Origin of the sequence: Acinetobacter sp. S4397-1 (assembly GCF_024129285.1) — a bacterium.
Classification (GTDB): Bacteria; Pseudomonadota; Gammaproteobacteria; order Pseudomonadales; family Moraxellaceae; genus Acinetobacter; species Acinetobacter lwoffii_C.
The window spans coordinates 1-18,324 of the sequence record NZ_JAMXXZ010000026.1; the positions used below are offsets into that span (position 1 = coordinate 1).

At 43.6% G+C, this 18,324-nt stretch carries 9 protein-coding genes and 1 pseudogene; 9 read left to right on the plus strand and 1 reads right to left on the minus strand.

Annotated elements, in window-relative coordinates; all coding sequences use genetic code 11:
- Window positions 1–91: 91 nt before the first annotated feature.
- A pseudogene (locus tag NI467_RS11450) lies at window positions 92–1,564 on the plus strand (HNH endonuclease signature motif containing protein); the annotation flags it as partial.
- A 550-nt stretch (window positions 1,565–2,114) separates the two neighbouring features.
- Window positions 2,115–3,347: an ATP-binding protein gene (locus NI467_RS11455; RefSeq protein WP_071320611.1), complete on the plus strand. Its 1,233-nt coding sequence runs from the start codon at window positions 2,115–2,117 to the stop codon at window positions 3,345–3,347.
- 271 nt (window positions 3,348–3,618) lie between these two features.
- Here the strand turns inward: NI467_RS11455 and NI467_RS11460 are convergent, their stop codons facing one another.
- Window positions 3,619–3,948, minus strand: coding sequence for a DUF4236 domain-containing protein (locus tag NI467_RS11460; protein ID WP_005403805.1), 330 nt, complete (start codon window positions 3,946–3,948; stop codon window positions 3,619–3,621).
- Between the two features lie 208 nt (window positions 3,949–4,156).
- Between NI467_RS11460 and NI467_RS11465 the strand changes: the two genes are divergently transcribed.
- Genes NI467_RS11465 through brxL form a run of 7 tightly spaced genes read left to right on the plus strand, consistent with a single transcriptional unit; the run spans window position 4,157 to window position 18,222 of the window.
- Entirely contained in the window at window positions 4,157–5,023 is an 867-nt protein-coding gene (locus NI467_RS11465; RefSeq protein WP_253153034.1) for a YafY family protein, read from the plus strand.
- 10 nt (window positions 5,024–5,033) lie between these two features.
- Window positions 5,034–5,645 carry a DUF1819 family protein gene (locus NI467_RS11470; protein ID WP_121523422.1) on the plus strand — a complete coding sequence of 204 codons (612 nt, stop codon included), beginning with the start codon at window positions 5,034–5,036 and terminating at the stop codon, window positions 5,643–5,645.
- A gap of 16 nt (window positions 5,646–5,661) precedes the next feature.
- Complete coding sequence (locus NI467_RS11475; RefSeq protein ID WP_002010699.1) at window positions 5,662–6,237, plus strand: DUF1788 domain-containing protein; 576 nt, start codon at window positions 5,662–5,664, stop codon at window positions 6,235–6,237.
- 41 nt (window positions 6,238–6,278) lie between these two features.
- Entirely contained in the window at window positions 6,279–9,959 is a 3,681-nt protein-coding gene (gene brxC, locus NI467_RS11480; RefSeq protein ID WP_253153041.1) for a BREX system P-loop protein BrxC, read from the plus strand.
- Between the two features lie 46 nt (window positions 9,960–10,005).
- Window positions 10,006–13,485 carry a BREX-1 system adenine-specific DNA-methyltransferase PglX gene (pglX, locus tag NI467_RS11485; RefSeq protein WP_253153043.1) on the plus strand — a complete coding sequence of 1,160 codons (3,480 nt, stop codon included), beginning with the start codon at window positions 10,006–10,008 and terminating at the stop codon, window positions 13,483–13,485.
- A 43-nt stretch (window positions 13,486–13,528) separates the two neighbouring features.
- The gene (gene pglZ / locus NI467_RS11490; protein WP_253153045.1) at window positions 13,529–16,153 is read left to right on the plus strand and encodes a BREX-1 system phosphatase PglZ type A; all 2,625 of its coding nucleotides are present in this window, start codon (window positions 13,529–13,531) and stop codon (window positions 16,151–16,153) included.
- A 29-nt stretch (window positions 16,154–16,182) separates the two neighbouring features.
- Window positions 16,183–18,222, plus strand: a complete 2,040-nt coding sequence (gene brxL, locus NI467_RS11495; RefSeq protein ID WP_005021615.1) for a protease Lon-related BREX system protein BrxL — start codon at window positions 16,183–16,185, stop codon at window positions 18,220–18,222.
- Window positions 18,223–18,324 lie beyond the last annotated feature (102 nt).

Sequence of the window (18,324 nt, forward strand, 5' to 3'; positions counted from 1 at the left end):
TTTGATAACCACTTTAAGGTGTTTGATTTGGTATTCTTCTATGTCAATTATGGCTATGTCTGATGCCAGCATACTTTTTAGAACACCACCAGAAATTGCAAACTTTATTGAGGATTGCACAGAAGATCAAAACATCAATTTATGCATTTTGTATTGGAAAGATATACACGGCAATATTTACATTATTGATGGGGCACATCGTCTTTCCTGTATTTATGCATGGATCAATAGATATTTTGCGGATGAGCAAGTCCCTCAAGCACCTAATTTCAATGATCAACAAAAACAAGATATTCGTTACCTCCGCAATTATTTAGGAGATCTTGCTGATTTTCAAAAAATTTGTACTGATGCCGAATTTGCAGAAAAAAAATCGAAATTAGGCGATATTAAAATCAGTTTCCGGCAGGTACTGGGGACTCCAGAAGATGCGCGACGGGTATTTCAATCGATTAACTCAGATACTAAACGTCTAGATAAATATGAGGAATATCATCTCAGAAGTCGCGGGAGTGACGCCTATTATGCGATCTATGCCTGTTGTTATATCAATGACAATAAATCTAACTTGGAAGAGCTCCAATATACACGTTTAAATGAGCTGATTGAGTTAGGGGAGAGGATCCATCAGCTCCTTTTTTCGACCATTTTATTAGACAATGAAATGAGTCATGGCAAAAAAATTGGCTTGGTCAATGAGTTGATGAATATCATTGCTGGTGATCAGATTCATAATATTATGAGTCTGAATCAGGGGGAACGCGTTGAAAACCTGATGTCGCATCTGTTGACCATTCTTTGCAGAATAGCGACGCCTGTAAAAAATACTGGGGTTCCGAGTTTGGGCTTTCATCCATACTTATATTTTTATAAGGACCAGCGTTTTCAGATTACTTCTTTTCTTGCATGGTTTTCAATTGTGTATGAAATTCATGAAAGCCTCATGCAGATTCATCATCGAACGATTAGTTTCAAGGACTTCACCCGGGTACGCCGTAGTATTGAGTTCTTGATTGCTAATTTCCCCGTGGCGACCGCTGAAACGGTCGGCAAGTTCGGCAGTGGTATCAAGGGCTATGATCGGCTACAAATTGTCTATAAAGCCTTTATTTGCTTAAGCTTGGAAATGGAAGTTGATTTTGATGATGAGGAATGCCTGAATACCTTTATTCTGTCCATGTCTAAGGCCTTCAAGTACATAAACTTTAACGAGTTTTATGTCGAAAGATTTTTGGGTGGTTATGATGATGCAGTCGTCAAGCATGTGGTGGGATATGTGGAGTCGATTAGTCCAATTTCTCGGTCAAAGCCCAAAGCCTTTTCGGCATTAACCAAGAGTCTGCTTAAGCACAATTTTCTGGTGGGTAATCATAACTTTTGCCTCATTTGTGATGGATTGATCTATCTTGATTCTACTGAATCGGATCATCGGATTGCCAAAGCCGTAGGTGGGCAAGGTGTTCTAGAGAATGGTCTGCTGGTTCATCCCATCTGTAATAGAATGAAATCAGATCTGAGTCTGGAAGAGATTAGAGCGGATTTGTTTGGTGAATTACTGTATTAATCAACAGAGCGATGAGCTCATTTTTGCAGATGTATCAATCATTAATCACATGATTTAACTTTTGATACATTCAGCCAATGTGGTTATTTTTAATTCAGTCCAGAATCACAACCAGAAACTAGCTGTAGTTTCTGAATGACCGTCAAGGTCCTTAGTTTCGCCCATAGATTCCCTCTGTGGGCTTTTTTTTGATCAAAAATTGTATAGATGCTCTAAAATAAACCTTTTAGCATTTCATAAGCAATTAGGATTAAGGCTGAGACCATCAGCACAACAAAAATGAGTTCCACTCTAGTTAACATATTAATTCCTTTTACTTTTCACTTAATTTATATAGCAGTTAAGTCGCAGCATCAATGACATAACATGACATGGAAAATAATTAAAAAGACAGAATTTGGATTTTGATCAGATCTACTGTTTGCATGCTTCAACAGTAGCTTTGAATGTTTCACTTAAACTTTAAACTTTTTTTAAAATTGAATATTTTTACATCTAGGTTCTAAACTTTGATAGAATTAATTAAAACTTTAGATTTCAAGTGTAAACAATGCGAAGCGCTAATATTCGACGTGATGGCTACTTAAAATTTCTGAATACATGGCAAGACCGTGATGTCATTAAAGTGCTTTCGGGTGTACGTCGCTCTGGAAAATCCACCTTGTTAGCGATGTTTCAACAAGACCTAAAAGCACAGGGTGTACAAGCCGAAAACATCATTGCTATCAATTTCGAATTTATGGAATTTGAAGAACTCACAGATTACCGTAAACTACATGATTATGTACTGTCTAAAGTTGATAAAAGCAAAAAAAACTATGTTTTTTTAGATGAAATACAACATGTTACAAATTTTGAGAAAGTAGTCGACTCTTTATATGTTCGGGATTATATCGATTTATATATTACAGGCTCAAATGCATTCTTTCTAAGTGGAGAACTTGCGACTTTACTTACAGGACGCTATATCGAGCAACACGTTCTACCTCTGTCATTCCAAGAATTTAAACAGTGGCATATTGAAAATAATCCGATCATCCAACAATTATCCAATCGTGATTTGTATGCCATGTATACGCGCAGTAGTTTCCCTTATACGCTTGCCATGACTAGCCAGCAGGAAACTTATGATTACTTGCAAGCGGTCTATGCCAGTGTAATGTTTAAAGATGTTATTCCCCGTTTGAATACTGCCGATATTAACTCTCTCGAGCGTGTCGCAAGATATTTGGCAAGCGTGACAGGCTCACCTATTTCCATCAATAAAATTAAAAATACCTTTGTTTCAAGTGGGGTTAAGATTTCATTTGAAACAGTAAAACGCTATATTCAGGGCTTACAGGACAGTTTGTTATTTTATAGTGCCGCACAATTTAAAGTACGCGGGCGTGAGTTATTACAATCCTCTGAAAAATACTATTTAGTTGATGTCGGATTGCGCCGGATTATGTTGCCTGATGCTAATGCTGATCAAGGTCATATCTTAGAAAATGTGATTTATCTTGAGCTTGTCAGACGAGGTTATACGGTCTATGTAGGGCGGGTTGATGAATATGAAATTGATTTTGTTGCTGTCGATACTTTACAGAATTTAACTTATTATCAGGTGGCATTAGAAACGCTCAATGAGGAGACACTCAGCCGAGAGTTACGTCCATTACAGAAAATTTCTGATTCATATCCCAAGTATTTACTTACCTTAGACACCATAGGGACTGAAGCCAATTATAATGGTATTGTAAAAATGAACGCTCTCGATTGGTTGCTATCTGAAAATAAGTAAAGTTGAGGGTAGACATGGATACTCTTATTTATTAATTAAAACTCAAAGACTTTTCAGCATTAACCAAGAGTGTGATCAAGCATAATTTCTGCTCCAATTGTGATGGATCGATTTACCTCGATTCGATTGAGTCAGACCATCATGATTGAGCCAGAGTCGCTTACTGAAAGTAGCGAGAATTGCGCTGGAGTTTCTGAAGGATATTAATTCCTTAGTTTGCCCATTCATCCATCTGGGCATTTTTTTTGATTAAAATACAATGCGGTTCTTGCTAAAAAATGACGGCACCCACCATAAAACACAATATTCCAAAAATAATCCAAGGCCATATCTTTGCCTTCGGTTGTTCTAAATTCTGAGGATTATATTCCGTGTGTTCTAGCGATGTCGGTTGTGGAACACGGGTCTTTTTAGAGTAAGGTTGGTGTTTAGAGTAAGATAGTCCCGTACCTGGAATGCCGACACTGGTTCGCGTACCTTTTTTCCCAATATTTAGAGAAGCACCAGGTTTGCCAATGCTGGCACTGCTGATGCCTTTATGGGTCAGATTAATTTTAAAACCCGGGAATAATTTAATACTTTTACGAAATCTAAAACCCATATTGCTCTCATTCTAAAACTTAGCTCAATTCACGCGCTATACCAGGATCCATGATCTGCTAGAGATCGTACTTTGACGGCTATCATCAGGATACTAGTATATTTTTTATCTGATGATTGCAATACTACCTTTAAATACCGTCAAAAATGTTTACTGTATATTTGCTGTAGGGTAATCTTAAAGCTGCTATTTATTGACTGATTGGTATATGACGACAGATAAGCATGAAGTCCTGCTACGAATGCGAGCGATCGAGCTGCTTGCTTACTGGGAAGGTCGTTTGGTTACCAATCGTTTGATGAGCTGGTTTGGGCTGAGTCGACAGCAGGCTTCTGCGGATATCAAGCGCTATAATACGCTGTATAACCCCGATGCCTTGATTCATGACCCCTCAGTCAAGGGTTATGTGCCTAAAGCCAGCTTCCAGCCTGTACTGACTACAGCGCATATCAATGAATATCTCAATATGCTCTCGGGCTTGCTCAGTGAATCGTATGCCCTGATTGCGATGCCAGAACCGAATCTTGCAGCAGTTCAATTACCTGATCGCAGTGTACGTCCTGAAGTGATTCGGGAAGTTTTGCGTGCCTGCCGAAACCAAAACACTTTAAAAATGATTTATGCCTCGATGCAGAATCCGCAGTGGCATGAACGCATCATTTCCCCACACACCCTGGTGTATACCGGTTTTCGCTGGCATGTCCGTGCCTATTGCCATCAGAGCAAGCAGTTTAAGGACTTTTTACTCTCCAGAATTGATCGCACACCTGTTGTGGTGGCGATTGAGTCAGTAGACCCTGCTCAGGATCAGCAATGGCATGAAGAAATTGTACTGACGCTGATCCCTAATCCAAAATTGAACTCATCACAACAAGTGCTGGTCGAAAAAGACTTCGGCATGCCTGATGGCAGATTACAGATTCCGGTGAAAAAAGCCCTGGCTCACTATACTTTGCAGCGATATCAGGCCGCGATCACGCTGGCTGAGGCGGATGATGCCTTGAAATATCCCTTGGTACTACAACGCTCAGATATCGAAAAGCTGTCGTCTTACCTGTTTGATCAGGCCTCATAGGAGATTGGCTATGTTAGAACAATTTCATTATGACAGTGACCTGATTGGCGGTTCCCTGATGGTGCGTGAAAGCCGGCTGATCGCTGATCTGTTATTACGAGAAGCGACTCCAGAACAATGGCATCAGGCAATTCAGATTGACAATATTCTGCAAAAAAGAACGCCTGCTTCAGCCCAACGTAACGCCACTGCCATTCGTAAGCGTCTTGAGCGCTTAGAGCCTGATTTCTGGAAAGCTTTGCGGGATGGGGACGATGAGCTGGCGACCCAGGTGGCTTTTTGTGGCGCACTGGAACGCAACCTGTTGCTGCTTGAGTTTATGGAAACGGTGATGAGGGATGCCTATATCTCCCAGGCGCAATACTTGGACAGTTATATCTGGTCAGATTTTTTGGATGAACGCTCACAACGCGATCCGGATATCTGTGATTGGAAAGAGTCCAGCAAGAAAAAAATGGGGCAGGTGGTGTTTCGCATGCTGGCAGAAGCCGGTTACTTAAAAAGTACCCGTAAGCTGGAGTTGCAGCGTGTGATCGTCAGAGCAGAGCTGCGTAGCCTGTTGGAAGAACATTATAAACAACGCATTAAAAGATCTATGGAAGTGTCGGTATGGACGCGTTAGTTGTAGAGGGGCAGCAATGAGTCAAACAATACATGAGCGTCTGAACCAGATTCCAGAGCGAATTCTTTCCACTGAGTTTCTCACTGGACAAGGACTGGGCAATGAAATTGGCTTCTGGATTTTTGATTATGCACCTGAAGATGAGTTGAAAGTGCGCGAATATCTGCATTTTCTAGACGGGATGCTGGAGAAAAAACACAGTCAGCTGAAGGTGGTGAATATCAACCTGCTGCAAGCCGTGGTGGATTATCTGGCTGAGCGTAACTTCATCGATAAAGCCATTCAAATGCAAAAAGCCAAAGGCGATGAGGCACTGCTCAAGGCTCTGAAAGGTCCACTGCATATGGATAAGTTTGCGCCGTATCTGGTGAGCAAATATGCCACCAATGCGCAAGATATTGTGTTGATGACTGGGGTTGGGTCGGTTTGGCCACTGTTACGTGCCCATCACTTATTGAACAGTTTGCATTCGTTACTGGGGCATAAGCCAGTGGTGCTGTTTTACCCGGGCTATTACGACGGTCAAGCGATGAGTTTATTTGGAAAAATTCCAAGCAACAATTACTACAGAGCATTCAGATTAGTGCCTTAAACACGGCAAATAGAAATAAGAATTCGGGGGAATGGATTGAGATGAACATTAAAGAACTTTTTTACAAGCCATTAGATCGTGCAATTAACGGGGTGGTGAAGGCAGATCAGGATGATAATGCCACGGTTTACCAGGAGCTGGATGAGTACGTGGTCACCAATGAGCTGGAAAAGCATTTTCGTGACTTTTTCCAGTCCTATTGTACAGACCTCAGCGACCCTTCGATTGCCAATCGTGTCGGCGTGTGGATTTCTGGCTTCTTTGGTTCAGGTAAATCACATTTCCTGAAAACCTTGTCGTATATTCTGGCCAATAAAGTGGCACGTGACGCGGAAGGTAACGAACGCAGTGCTGCAGAATTCTTTGATGAAAGCAAAATCCGGGATGCGTTTATCCGTGCGGATATTGGTAAAGCGGTTAGTCATCATGCCGATGTCATCCTATTTAATATCGACAGTAAAGCCAGCTCCAATGATGATGGTAATCCGATTCTGAATGTGTTTTTACGCGTGTTTAACGAATATCAGGGTTTTAGTGCCGATCATCCACATATTGCACATATGGAACGTCACCTGAGCCAGAAAGGGGTGTATGAGCGCTTTAAACAGGCTTTTGAAGAATCTAGCGGCATGTCTTGGCTAGAAGAACGTGACGGCTATCAGTTCTATCAGGATGATGTCGAAACCGCAATTTCCCAAGCCCTCAACTTATCAGCAGAAGCGGCACACAAGTGGTTTGAGGATTCTGAGCAGACCTTTAGTGTTTCGGTTGAAAATTTCTGTCAGTGGGTGAAAGAATACCTGGACAGCAAAGGACCCCAGCAACGCATGTTGTTCTTGGTCGATGAAGTGGGGCAGTTTATTGGCAGCGATACCCGCTTGATGCTGACATTGCAAACCATTACTGAAAACCTGGGTACGATCTGTAAAGGCCGTGCTTGGATTATCGTGACCTCACAGGCAGACATCGATGCTGTTTTAGGTGAGATGTCTTCTTCCAAAGCCAATGACTTCTCCAAGATTGCTGGACGTTTTAAAACCCGTTTATCACTGTCCAGTTCCAATACCGATGAAGTCATCCAGAAACGTTTATTACGCAAAACCCCAGAAGCAGAAGCATTGCTCAGATCGGTGTTTGAGCAAAAGGGCGATATCTTAAAAAATCAGATTACCTTTGACCGTTCAGGCCCAACCCTCAAGAACTATGAGGGGCCAGACAGTTTTATTCATAACTATCCTTTTGCGCCGTACCATTTCCAGCTGGTACAAAAAGTATTTGAAGAAATCCGTAAAGTCGGTGCGACCGGTGCACACTTGGCCTATGGTGAACGGTCCATGCTGGATGCGTTCCAGATGGCCGCCAATGCGATTGCTACAGATGAAGTCGGTGCCCTGGTTCCTTTCCACCGCTTCTATACTTCAGTCGAAGGTTTCCTGGATACTGCAGTGAAGCGTACCATCGACCAGGCAGGGCAGAATAAGACCCTAGATGGTTTTGATGTGCAGATGCTGCGTACCCTGTTCATGATCCGCTATGTCGATATCATCAAAGGTACGCTGGATAACCTGGTGACTTTGTCGATTGAGAAAATTGATGAAGATAAGCTGGCATTGCGCAAGCGGATTGAAGAGAGCCTGCAGCGTCTGGAAAAAGAAAGCCTGATTACTAGGAATGGCGATGAGTTCCTGTTCCTGACTAATGAAGAGCGGGATATCACTCGAAAAATTAAAGCCACTGACTTAGCAGCTTCAGAAGAAAATAAAGAGTTAGCCAATCTGATCTTTAAAGATTTACTGCGCGATCAGAACAAATACCGCCATCAAGCCAACAAGATGGACTATCAGATTGGTCGTTTCCTAGATAGCCATAGCCTGGATGGGAAGTATGAGAGCGATTTAAAAGTTGAAATCATTTCTCCGCTGGATACGGAATACAACCTCTACACTGAAGCTTACTGTATTGGTAAAAGTACTCAGGCCGAAGGACAAGTGCTGTTTAAACTGGCAGATGATAAACAGTTCTTTAATGAACTGCGCACATGGCTGAAAACCAATAAATTCATCCGCTTAAATGATGATGGTACCCAATCCGATATCACCCGTATTCTGGCAGACCGTGGCCGTGAGAATCAGGAGCGTAAAAAACGTCTGCGTGTCCGGATCGAAGAAATGTTGCTGGACGCGGAAAGTTATGCCTTGGGTCAACATCTACAACTTTCATCTTCAAGTCCAACCACCAAGCTGGATGAGGCTTGTCGTTATTTGCTGGAAAACACTTATACCAAACTGAGCTATCTGCAGGTCTATCAGCAGGATGCTTGGCGTGAACTGAACGCCGTATTGACTGTAGATGATATGGCGCAGCTAGGATTGTCTCTGGATGGCGGGCAGAGCAATCCGAAAGCCCTACAGGAAGTGGAGCAGTACATTGCACTACGCGCCACTGGTACAGAGCGTATTCTAGTCTCAGATGTGGTCGATCGTTTTGCCAAACGTCCTTATGGCTGGCCGGATGCCGAGATTTTACTGCTGGTGGGTCAGTTGGCGGCAATGGGGCGGATTTCACTGCAGCTAAATGGCGGCAGCTTACAGTTAAAAGATGCCTTTGAGCCTTTACAAAACAGCCGCCGTCGCCGTGATGTTTCCATTATTAAAAAACGCCAGACTGATGATCAGGTATTGAAACAGGCACGCCAACTCACCCAAGACTTGTTCTCTGCAATGGGACCATCGACAGAAAAAGAGCTGTTTGAGTTCTATACCCAAAACTTTAAGACCTGGTTAGCCAACTTTAAGTCGTATAAGAGCAAAACCGATGTCGGGCAATTCCCTGGCAAGAAAGTCATTGAACGGTCTATCTTAAGCTTGGATCGCTTGCTGGCCAATAGCGACAGCTTCGATTTCTTTAAGGCCGTGGTTGATAACAAGGATGACTATCTGGATCTGGAAGAAGATTATCGTGATATTCATGAGTTCTTCAGTAACCAGATGCCAAGCTGGCAGCAACTGCAGCAGGCCCTACGTCATTTTGAGAAAAATAAACAGGCACTGGGCAGTGATGATGTGGCAAAAAAAGCCCTCTCCGAATTACATCGTATTGCCACCCTTGAATCGCCCTATGGCCTGTTAAATAAAGTGGCTGATTTGGTTCGTACAGTGGAAAGCGTCAATGAGCAATTGCTGACTGAGAAGCGCAATCAGGCGATAGAACACATTGATGACAAGATCAAGCAGTTAGAAGCCGAGATTAAAAACAGTGGCATCGCTAGCGCTGAGCTGAGTAACAAGCTATTACGCCCACTACAACTGCTGAAAACGGATATTGAAGTGGAAACTAGCCTGTCCACCATCTATATGCTGCAAACCCAAACCGCCGTCGAGCGTTTTGATGAAGCCTTGTATGAGTTGGAAAGCGAAGTTGAGGCGGAAATCCAGCGTCAGGCCAAAGCGGCACAATTGGCTCAGAGCAAAGCAGAGAGTGTAACCAACACTGCAACCACCTCCAGCCCAGCTACATCAACACCTGCTGTGAGTCCGGTACAGCCTGCGACAGCCGTAGTGCCACCGAAACCTGTTGTCGAAGTTGATGTCGCCAGCATTTACAGCAAAACCTCCAGTAGTGTCTACCTGGAAACAGAAGAATCAGTGGATCAGTTTGTAGACGCACTCAAAGCTGAATTGAAAAAAATTGTGAGTGATAAAAAGCGTGTGCGTATCCGCTAACAGGGCTTAGGGATATCAGCATCAGTAATTCATTTAAGGTTGAACTATGAACACCAGCAATATTAAAAAATACGCACCGCAAGCACGGAATGATTTTATCGCAGCCATGCGCAAGCAGGCTGCCAAATACGGCATCACCGCAGACCGCATTTTACCGGCAGAACAGAAAGGTGACTTGCTGCTGATTGGCGATCAGGTTTTTCCGCTATCCGTCATGAAATCTCGTGACAAGCTGATCAAACGCATTCAAGCCAGCAGTTTTGAGCAAACCATTGATTATATCGCTTACAGCTGGTTTAACCGTCTCTGTGCGATTCGCTACATGGAATGCAAAGGCTTACTCGATCATGGTCGCCGTGTACTGAGCAGTGCCGATGGCAGTGCAGGCTTGCCACAGATTCTGGAAGAATGTCTGGACATTGAGCTGCCGGGCTTAGATGCCAGCCGTGTAGCTGAGTTAAAGCTGGATGGTAATAAAGACGAAGAGCTGTACCGTGAGCTGTTACTGGCTCAATGTCATGCGTTGAATCAGGTCATGCCACTCTTGTTTGAACAGGTTTCTGATGAGTCTGAACTACTGTTACCGGATAACCTCACCAAAACCGACTCTTTGATCCGTGATTTAGTGAGCAGCATTCCGGAAGAAGATTGGTCGGATGTGCAGATTATTGGCTGGCTGTATCAATTCTATATTTCTGAAAAGAAAGACCAGGTGATTGGTAAAGTCGTCAAGAGTGAAGATATTCCTGCAGCGACACAACTCTTCACCCCAAACTGGATTGTGAAGTATTTGGTGCAAAACAGTGTTGGTCGTCTATGGATGATGGCACAGCCAGAAAGTATGGTTGCCAGTGAGTGGGAATACTATATTCAGCCGGCTGAGCAAAGTAATGAAGTCAATGCACAGTTAAAACAGCTGATTGATGTGCGGATCAGTGAAGATGGCGATACTTTAAACCCTGAAAGCATTACGGTACTGGATCCGGCTTGTGGTTCGGGGCATATTCTGGTGGAAGCTTATGACTGCTTAAAAGCGATTTACTTAGAACGTGGCTACCGGAGCCGTGATATTCCACGTTTGATTCTAGAAAATAACCTGTACGGGATTGATATTGATACCCGTGCCGCGCAGTTAGCCAGTTTTGCGCTATTGATGAAAGCACGTGAGGATGACCGCCGTTTATTTAGCAATCCACCGAAGCTGAATATTATTGCGCTACAAGACAGTCAGCCAGAACGTTTAGACGCATTGAGTCAGGACTTGGCAAGTACTGGTATTGCGCAGGCAGATTTACAAGAATTACTGGATTTATTTGAACACTCTTCAACCTTTGGTTCTTTGATTCAAATCCCTGCAGCATTCGCTAAGAAACTACCTGATTTAGAAAGCAAGCTGAATACAGCAGCAGCATCAGGCGATATCTTTAGTCAGCAGTCAGCACAAGAACTGTTACCGCTCGTTCAGCAAGCCATGTTATTGGCCAAACAATATGATGCTGTGATTGCGAATCCGCCGTATATGGGCAACAAGTACTTAAATCCAAATCTTAAAAACTATTTAAAAAAGAACTATCAGGGTTATGAAAAAGATCTTTTTTCAGCGTTTATGATTCGAGATTTACAGCTGACTAAAGAAAGTGGACAGCTAGGTTTTATGTCTCCATTTGTGTGGATGTTTATCTCGTCTTATGAAAATTTACGTGCTCACTTTATTGATCATGCAACAATCACAAGTTTGGTTCAGTTGGAATACTCTGGTTTTGATGGAGCAACGGTACCTATTTGTACATTCACATTGGCTAAATCACATGTAAGTAATTTTATGGGGTCATATATACGTCTCTCTGATTTTAGAGGCTCTGAAAATCAGGCACCTAAAACATTAGAAGCGATTAATAATCCCGATTGTGGTTGGTTTTTTAATGCTAAACCAGATGACTTTAAGAAAATTCCTGGTAGTCCTATTGCTTATTGGGTGAGTGATAAGGTACGTAATTCTTTTTCGACTTTTCCAAACATGGGAAGCCTTGCTGTCTCTTCAAATGGCGTCCAGACAGGAAATAACAATAATTATGTAAGATCATGGAATGAAATAAATATTACGAAGCTAAACTTAAAATGGTTTCCATATAATAAAGGAGGTTCATATAGAAAATGGTATGGTAATTACGAATTTTTAGTAGACTGGGAATTTAATGGCAGAAGAATTAAATCTGAAAGTAATTCCTGTACTAGAGGTGAAGAATATTATTTAAAACTTGGCATAACTTGGTCAGATGTTACAAGTGGAAAGTTAGCGGGTAGATTACTGCCAGAAGGTTTCCTATTTGATGCAGCAGGACCATCAGCATTTTATGAAGACAAAAAGCTAACTTATATTGGATTGGGTTTACTAAATACTAAATTTGCTGATTATTGGTCGAAAATTTTAAATCCTACTTTACACTTTCAGTCTGGTGATTTTCGAAAATTAACGCTAGGGCCAAACTATATTTCCATCAATACGGAGAATATAGTTAAAAGTCTTATCTCAATTGCTAAATTTGATTGGGATTCCTACGAAACCTCATGGGACTTTACTCAAAATCCAATTATTCGTACGGGGCAGCCAAACCTAGAACAAGCCTTTAATACATGGAAACAGCAAAATGCTGACGCCGTGGCGGAAATGAAACGTCTGGAAGAAGAAAACAATAAGCTGTTTATTGACGCTTATGGTTTACAGGATGAACTCACCCCAGATGTACCCGATGAGCAAATTACGCTTACCCGTGCCGACCGTGAAAAAGACAGCCAGCGTTTAGTCTCTTATGCTCTTGGTTGCATGATGGGACGTTATAGCTTAGATGAACCAGGTCTAATCTATGCCCATGCAGGCAATCAAGACTTCGATGCCAGCCGTTATCAAACATTCCCAGCCGATGCTGACGGTATTATTCCATTGACCGAAATGCACTGGTTTGAAGATGACGCAACCCACCGTATCCAAGAGTTCTTAACTGCGGTTTGGGGGAAAGACACGCTAGATGCCAATATGCAGTGGCTGGCAGAAAGCTTAGATAAAAAAGCAAGTGAAACAGCGGAAGATACCATTCGCCGTTACCTCGCCAGTAAGTTCTATAAAGACCATATGCAGACCTATAAAAAGCGTCCAATCTACTGGTTATTCAGCAGTGGTAAACAGGGGGCTTTCCAGGCGTTGGTGTACTTGCACCGCTATAACGAAAGTACCTTGGCGCGTATGCGTACCGAATACGTTATGCCGCTGATTTCCAAAATGGCTGCTTATGCTAATTCTCTGGAAACAGCAAAAGAAAGCAGTGACTCTGCGGCTGAAATCAAGCGTATCGAGAAAAAACTGCAAGATTTGCATAAGCAACAAGCTGAACTCAGTAGCTTTGAGGAAAAACTGCGTCACTATGCCGATCAGCGTATTAGCTTAGATCTCGATGATGGAGTGAAAGTGAACTACGGCAAGTTTGGAGACTTGTTGGCTGAAGTGAAAGCGATTACGGGGGAGAAATGATGAATACTTTTTCTCCGGTACTAGACCTTGATGAGGTCGTTGCATGAATTTAAGTCAACTACAACAAGGTCTGGAACAAGCCTTTTATATTGAACAGCACCGAATTGTCTTTTGGTACGATGCTGAACAGTCCTTTAACGAAGAAGTAAAAGCTTTAAATCTGGGGGATGTCCAGATTCTGAATATGGCAGAAGAGTCGAGCCTGGCGATCAAGCTCAAACTGGAACTACAAGACCAGCAGGGCAAATACTTGCTGTATTTCCCATACCCTGAGCCTGAAACCGAAAAAGACTGGCTACTGGACATCAAGCTCTATTCTCGCAGCTTCTATGCCGATCGTTTCTCGATTATCTTCAATGAGCTTGGCTTACAGCAGCAGAGTCTAAGAGAACATCTGGCCAAACGTGAAGAATTCCTTAAAGCCAAAGCCCGTCTGAGTACATTGAAACGCTATATCCAGTCTGATGCAGATGCACAGGATCTGGATATGGCTATGATTGCGGCTGTGGTCAAGGCTGACAGTGCCGAGCTGATGCATATCGTTCTGGCACTGGCAGATGAAATGGTACAGCAGAACCTGGCTCTGGAAGTGAATCCTGACTCCTTTGCTGAACTGGAAAAGTTCCAACTGGTGCCGGCTTTGGTCACCGCATTACAGGCGGAAATTGGTTATCCAGCATCGGTTGAAGAATTGAATGGGGAAGCACCATTCAAGCTCGGTACGTTCTTTATCCGTTTGATGAGCACAGGTTTTTGTGAAAGCCTGGGCGATATACCACTATGGGCTCAAGAACTGGTGATGTCATCCGTCAGCTCCCGTGCAACAGCTAGAGCCTTTTTGTCGCGCTGGAGAGACAGTTCTAAATACTACCCAACCTTCGATACACTCTCCCAGACCGTGGCCAATGCACTGCGGATCCAAGAAAAGGTCGGGGCTTTTGATCTGGAGCAGCTGCTCGATGTCATGACCTTTGAAGTGATTGAACAAAAGATCATTGTTGATTTGGCCAGTCATATCCCTGCAGCAGCCAAAGCTGAACTGGAACATTTCAGAACGGTTATTTCTACCCGTCTGGATGGCTATTGGGCGTCCAAACATAAGGACGATGCAACCCGCCGTAAATACCGTACCGTCTATACAGCGTTGCAGGCAGCGATTGAGCTGTTCAGTCTGCGACTGCAGTTTGATTCTGGGTTCTATTTCGACTCCAGCGAAGCCTTGTATACAGCCTATGAACAGGAGTTGTATCGCTTTGATATGGCCTATCGCCACTACAGTGCTGCTTCTCAACGCGCTCATGTCGATATCCTGAAAAAACTCGATGAAGAAGTCGAAAATTGCTATGCCTACTGGTTTATTGACCACTTGGCACGAAACTGGGGCGAGCGTGTAGAAGCTGAGCAACGCTTGAATGTCTGGAAAGTGGCAGATATCCCAAATCAGCAGAACTTCTACGATACCCACGTCAGACCCTTACTCAATTCTGCAACGAAACGCCGTATTGTGGTAATTATCAGTGATGCTTTCCGTTATGAAGCTGCGGTAGAGCTGCGTGATCGTATCAATGAAAAGCGTTATTCTGAAGCGACCTTGTCTTCACAGCTGGGTGTTGTCCCAAGTTACACCACACTGGGCATGGCCTCGTTGTTGCCGCATCAGACTTTGGAGTACAAAGAGGCCGCAGGGGATGATGTTTTAGTAGATGGGCAGTCCAGCAAAGGGACTGCAGCACGATCCAAAATTCTGGCTGCCTATAATGGATTGGCAGTAACCGCTGAAATGGTAAAAGGCTGGTCGCGTGATGAAGGCCGTGAAGCGCTGAAAGACCATGAGCTGATTTACGTTTATCACAACGTGATTGATGCACGCGGTGACAGCGCCTCGACAGAATCAGAAACCTTTATGGCGGTAGAACATGCCATTGAAGAGCTGACCGAACTCAGCCGCAAAATCTTAATGCACTTCAATATTTCTACCCTGTTGATTACAGCCGACCATGGCTTCCTGTTCCAGCAAAGTAAACTGGAATCTGCGGATCGTTCAAGCTTGACTGAAAAACCTGCCAATACATTGAAGAGCAAAAAACGCTATGTGATTGGGCATGGTTTACCAGAGAGCAAGGAAGCATGGAAAGGCTCAACCCAAGCTACGGCAGGCACACTATCTGCGACTGATTTCTGGATTCCAAAAGGGGCGAACCGTTTCCATTTTGTAGGAGGCTCACGTTTTGTGCATGGCGGCATCATGCCTCAGGAAATTGTGGTGCCGGTACTGATGGTAAAACAGCTACGTGGTGAAAAGGCTGGACAGCGGACCAAGCGTAAAGTTGAGGTCATTTCTACCAAATCCACGCTGAAGATGGTCAATAACATCCAGAAGTTTGATTTGATGCAAACTGAAGCTGTCAGTGAGCTGGTCATGCCAGTGACTTTATCCATTGCCATTTATGATGGGGATCTTAAAGTTTCCAGTGAAGAAACTTTGACTTTTGATAGCACTACCGACTCTGTTGCCGATCGGGTCAAACAGGTCAGACTGTCATTGTCTGGCACTGATTTTGACCGTAAGAAAGATTACTTCCTGGTACTGAAAGACAAAGACCTGAATATCGAGATGCAACGCTATAAGGTCACCATTGATTTGGCATTTACCGATGACTTCTTCTAATAACGAATTAACGATAGAGCGTAGCCTACATGGAATCTGCTAACGATAAAGAACTGGATCAGCTGCTGAATGAACACTTTGCTGGGCGGGTGGTACGTAAGGATCTAACTAAACTGATCAAAGAAGGGGCCAATGTCCCGGTCTATGTACTTGAATACCTGCTGGGAATGTACTGTGCCTCGGATGATCCAGAGATCATTGAGCAGGGACTACGTAATGTAAAGACTGTGCTGGCAGAGAACTATGTACGACCTGATGAAGCTGAGAAGGTGAAATCCCTGGTTCGTGAGCGTGGCAGTTATAAGGTCATTGATCGGGTGACCGTAAAGCTGAATGAGCGTAAGGACAAATACGAAGCATCATTTAGTAATCTGGGCATCAAAGATGCCGAGATCTCGGCAGGCATCGTCAAAGAGTATGAAAAGCTGCTGGTCGGTGGTATCTGGGTCATTGCTACGCTCAGTTATTATTTTGAAGAAGGACAGACTAGTTCTCCATTTGGGGTGAGTTTACTCAAGCCGATTCAAATGCCGAATATGAATATGGATGAACTCTTCAGTGGCAGAGCAGCATTAAGCACGGATCAGTGGCGCGAGAGTTTAATCCGTTCCATCGGCATGGAACCGGCTTCGTTAAAAGAGGACGTGCAATGGCACCTATTAGCGCGTATGGTTCCGTTCGTTGAAAATAACTATAACGTTTGTGAACTGGGACCACGCGGTACCGGGAAAAGCCATATTTACAAAGAGTGTTCACCGAATAGTATTTTAGTCTCCGGTGGACAAACGACTGTCGCCAACCTGTTCTATAACATGAGTAGCCGCCGTATTGGTCTGGTGGGCTTATGGGATGTGGTAGCTTTTGATGAAGTCGCTGGTATTTCCTTTAAGGACAAAGATGGCGTACAGATCATGAAAGACTACATGGCCTCAGGATCTTTTGCCCGTGGTCGTGAACAGATGGAAGCCTCTGCTTCGATGGTTTTTGTGGGTAATATTAACCAAAGTGTTGAATCCTTGGTAAAAACCAGCCATCTCTTGGCACCTTTCCCTGAAGCCATGATCGATTCGGCATTCTTCGATCGTTTTCATGCTTATATCCCCGGCTGGGAAATTCCGAAGATGCGCCCGGAGTTCTTCACCAACCGTTATGGATTGATCGTTGATTATCTGGCTGAATTCTTCCGGGAAATGCGCAAGCGCAGTTTTGCGGATGCCATTGAGAAGTACTTCAAGCTAGGGAATAACCTGAATCAGCGTGATGTGATCGCCGTTCGCAAGACGGTTTCTGGATTGATGAAGCTGCTTTACCCACACGGTCAGTTTAATAAAGAAGATGTACGGCAATGCCTGGAATATGCACTGCAGGTGCGCCGTCGGGTCAAAGAACAGCTGAAGAAAATTGGAGGGATGGAATTCTATGATGTGCATTTCAGCTATATCGACAATGACACCTTAGAAGAGCATTTTGTTTCAGTCAAAGAGCAGGGGGGTGGCGGACTTATTCCCGAAGGTCCTGCTAAACCAGGTTTTCTGTATACCATCGGACTCAGTAATAAGGGCATGCCAGGTTTATACCGCTTAGAACTGCAAGTCACTAAAGGTTCAGGAAAATTGGCGACATCTGGCTTATGGAATTCAAGTAGTGCCAAAGAACAGGTCAAGATTGCTTTTGATTACTTCAAGGCCAATGCATCCCGGATCTCGGGGGGCAGTAAGGTACTGGAACATGACTTCCACTTACATGTGGTGGAGTTACAGAATACCGGCCCGCTCAGCCATCTTGCTCTGCCAAGTTTAGTGGCTTTCGCTTCTGGCCTCTTAGGACGATCGGTTCAAAGTCAGATGGTGGTACTGGGTGATATGAGCTTGGGTGGTTCTGTGACACCGGTGGAAAGTATTGCCGAATGTCTGCAAGTTGCTTTTGATGCGGGTGCCAAGAAGGTTGCTTTGCCAATGAGTAGTGCGGCAGATATCCCAACGATTCCTGTGGAACTGTTTACCAAGTTCCAGACCAGCTTCTATGCAGATCCGGTAGATGCGGTGTTTAAAGGGCTAGGGGTGGATTAATTTCATATCTGTCTGGAAGAGTTACAGTAGATTGTTTTAAATTCAGTTTCTCAAGTTAAACACCATGTTGTAAAAGCATAATACTGCCTCTTTTAAAGAGCT

What these genes read in the sequence shown, in the direction of transcription:
- NI467_RS11460 (WP_005403805.1), bottom strand. Translation starts at nt 3,948, where the DNA reads ATGGGTTTTAGATTTCGTAAAAGTATTAAATTATTCCCGGGTTTTAAA.
- NI467_RS11475 (WP_002010699.1), top strand. Translation starts at nt 5,662, where the DNA reads ATGAGTCAAACAATACATGAGCGTCTGAACCAGATTCCAGAGCGAATT.
- NI467_RS11455 (WP_071320611.1), top strand. Translation starts at nt 2,115, where the DNA reads ATGCGAAGCGCTAATATTCGACGTGATGGCTACTTAAAATTTCTGAAT.
- brxC (WP_253153041.1), top strand. Translation starts at nt 6,279, where the DNA reads ATGAACATTAAAGAACTTTTTTACAAGCCATTAGATCGTGCAATTAAC.
- NI467_RS11465 (WP_253153034.1), top strand. Translation starts at nt 4,157, where the DNA reads ATGACGACAGATAAGCATGAAGTCCTGCTACGAATGCGAGCGATCGAG.
- pglZ (WP_253153045.1), top strand. Translation starts at nt 13,529, where the DNA reads ATGAATTTAAGTCAACTACAACAAGGTCTGGAACAAGCCTTTTATATT.
- brxL (WP_005021615.1), top strand. Translation starts at nt 16,183, where the DNA reads ATGGAATCTGCTAACGATAAAGAACTGGATCAGCTGCTGAATGAACAC.
- pglX (WP_253153043.1), top strand. Translation starts at nt 10,006, where the DNA reads ATGAACACCAGCAATATTAAAAAATACGCACCGCAAGCACGGAATGAT.
- NI467_RS11470 (WP_121523422.1), top strand. Translation starts at nt 5,034, where the DNA reads ATGTTAGAACAATTTCATTATGACAGTGACCTGATTGGCGGTTCCCTG.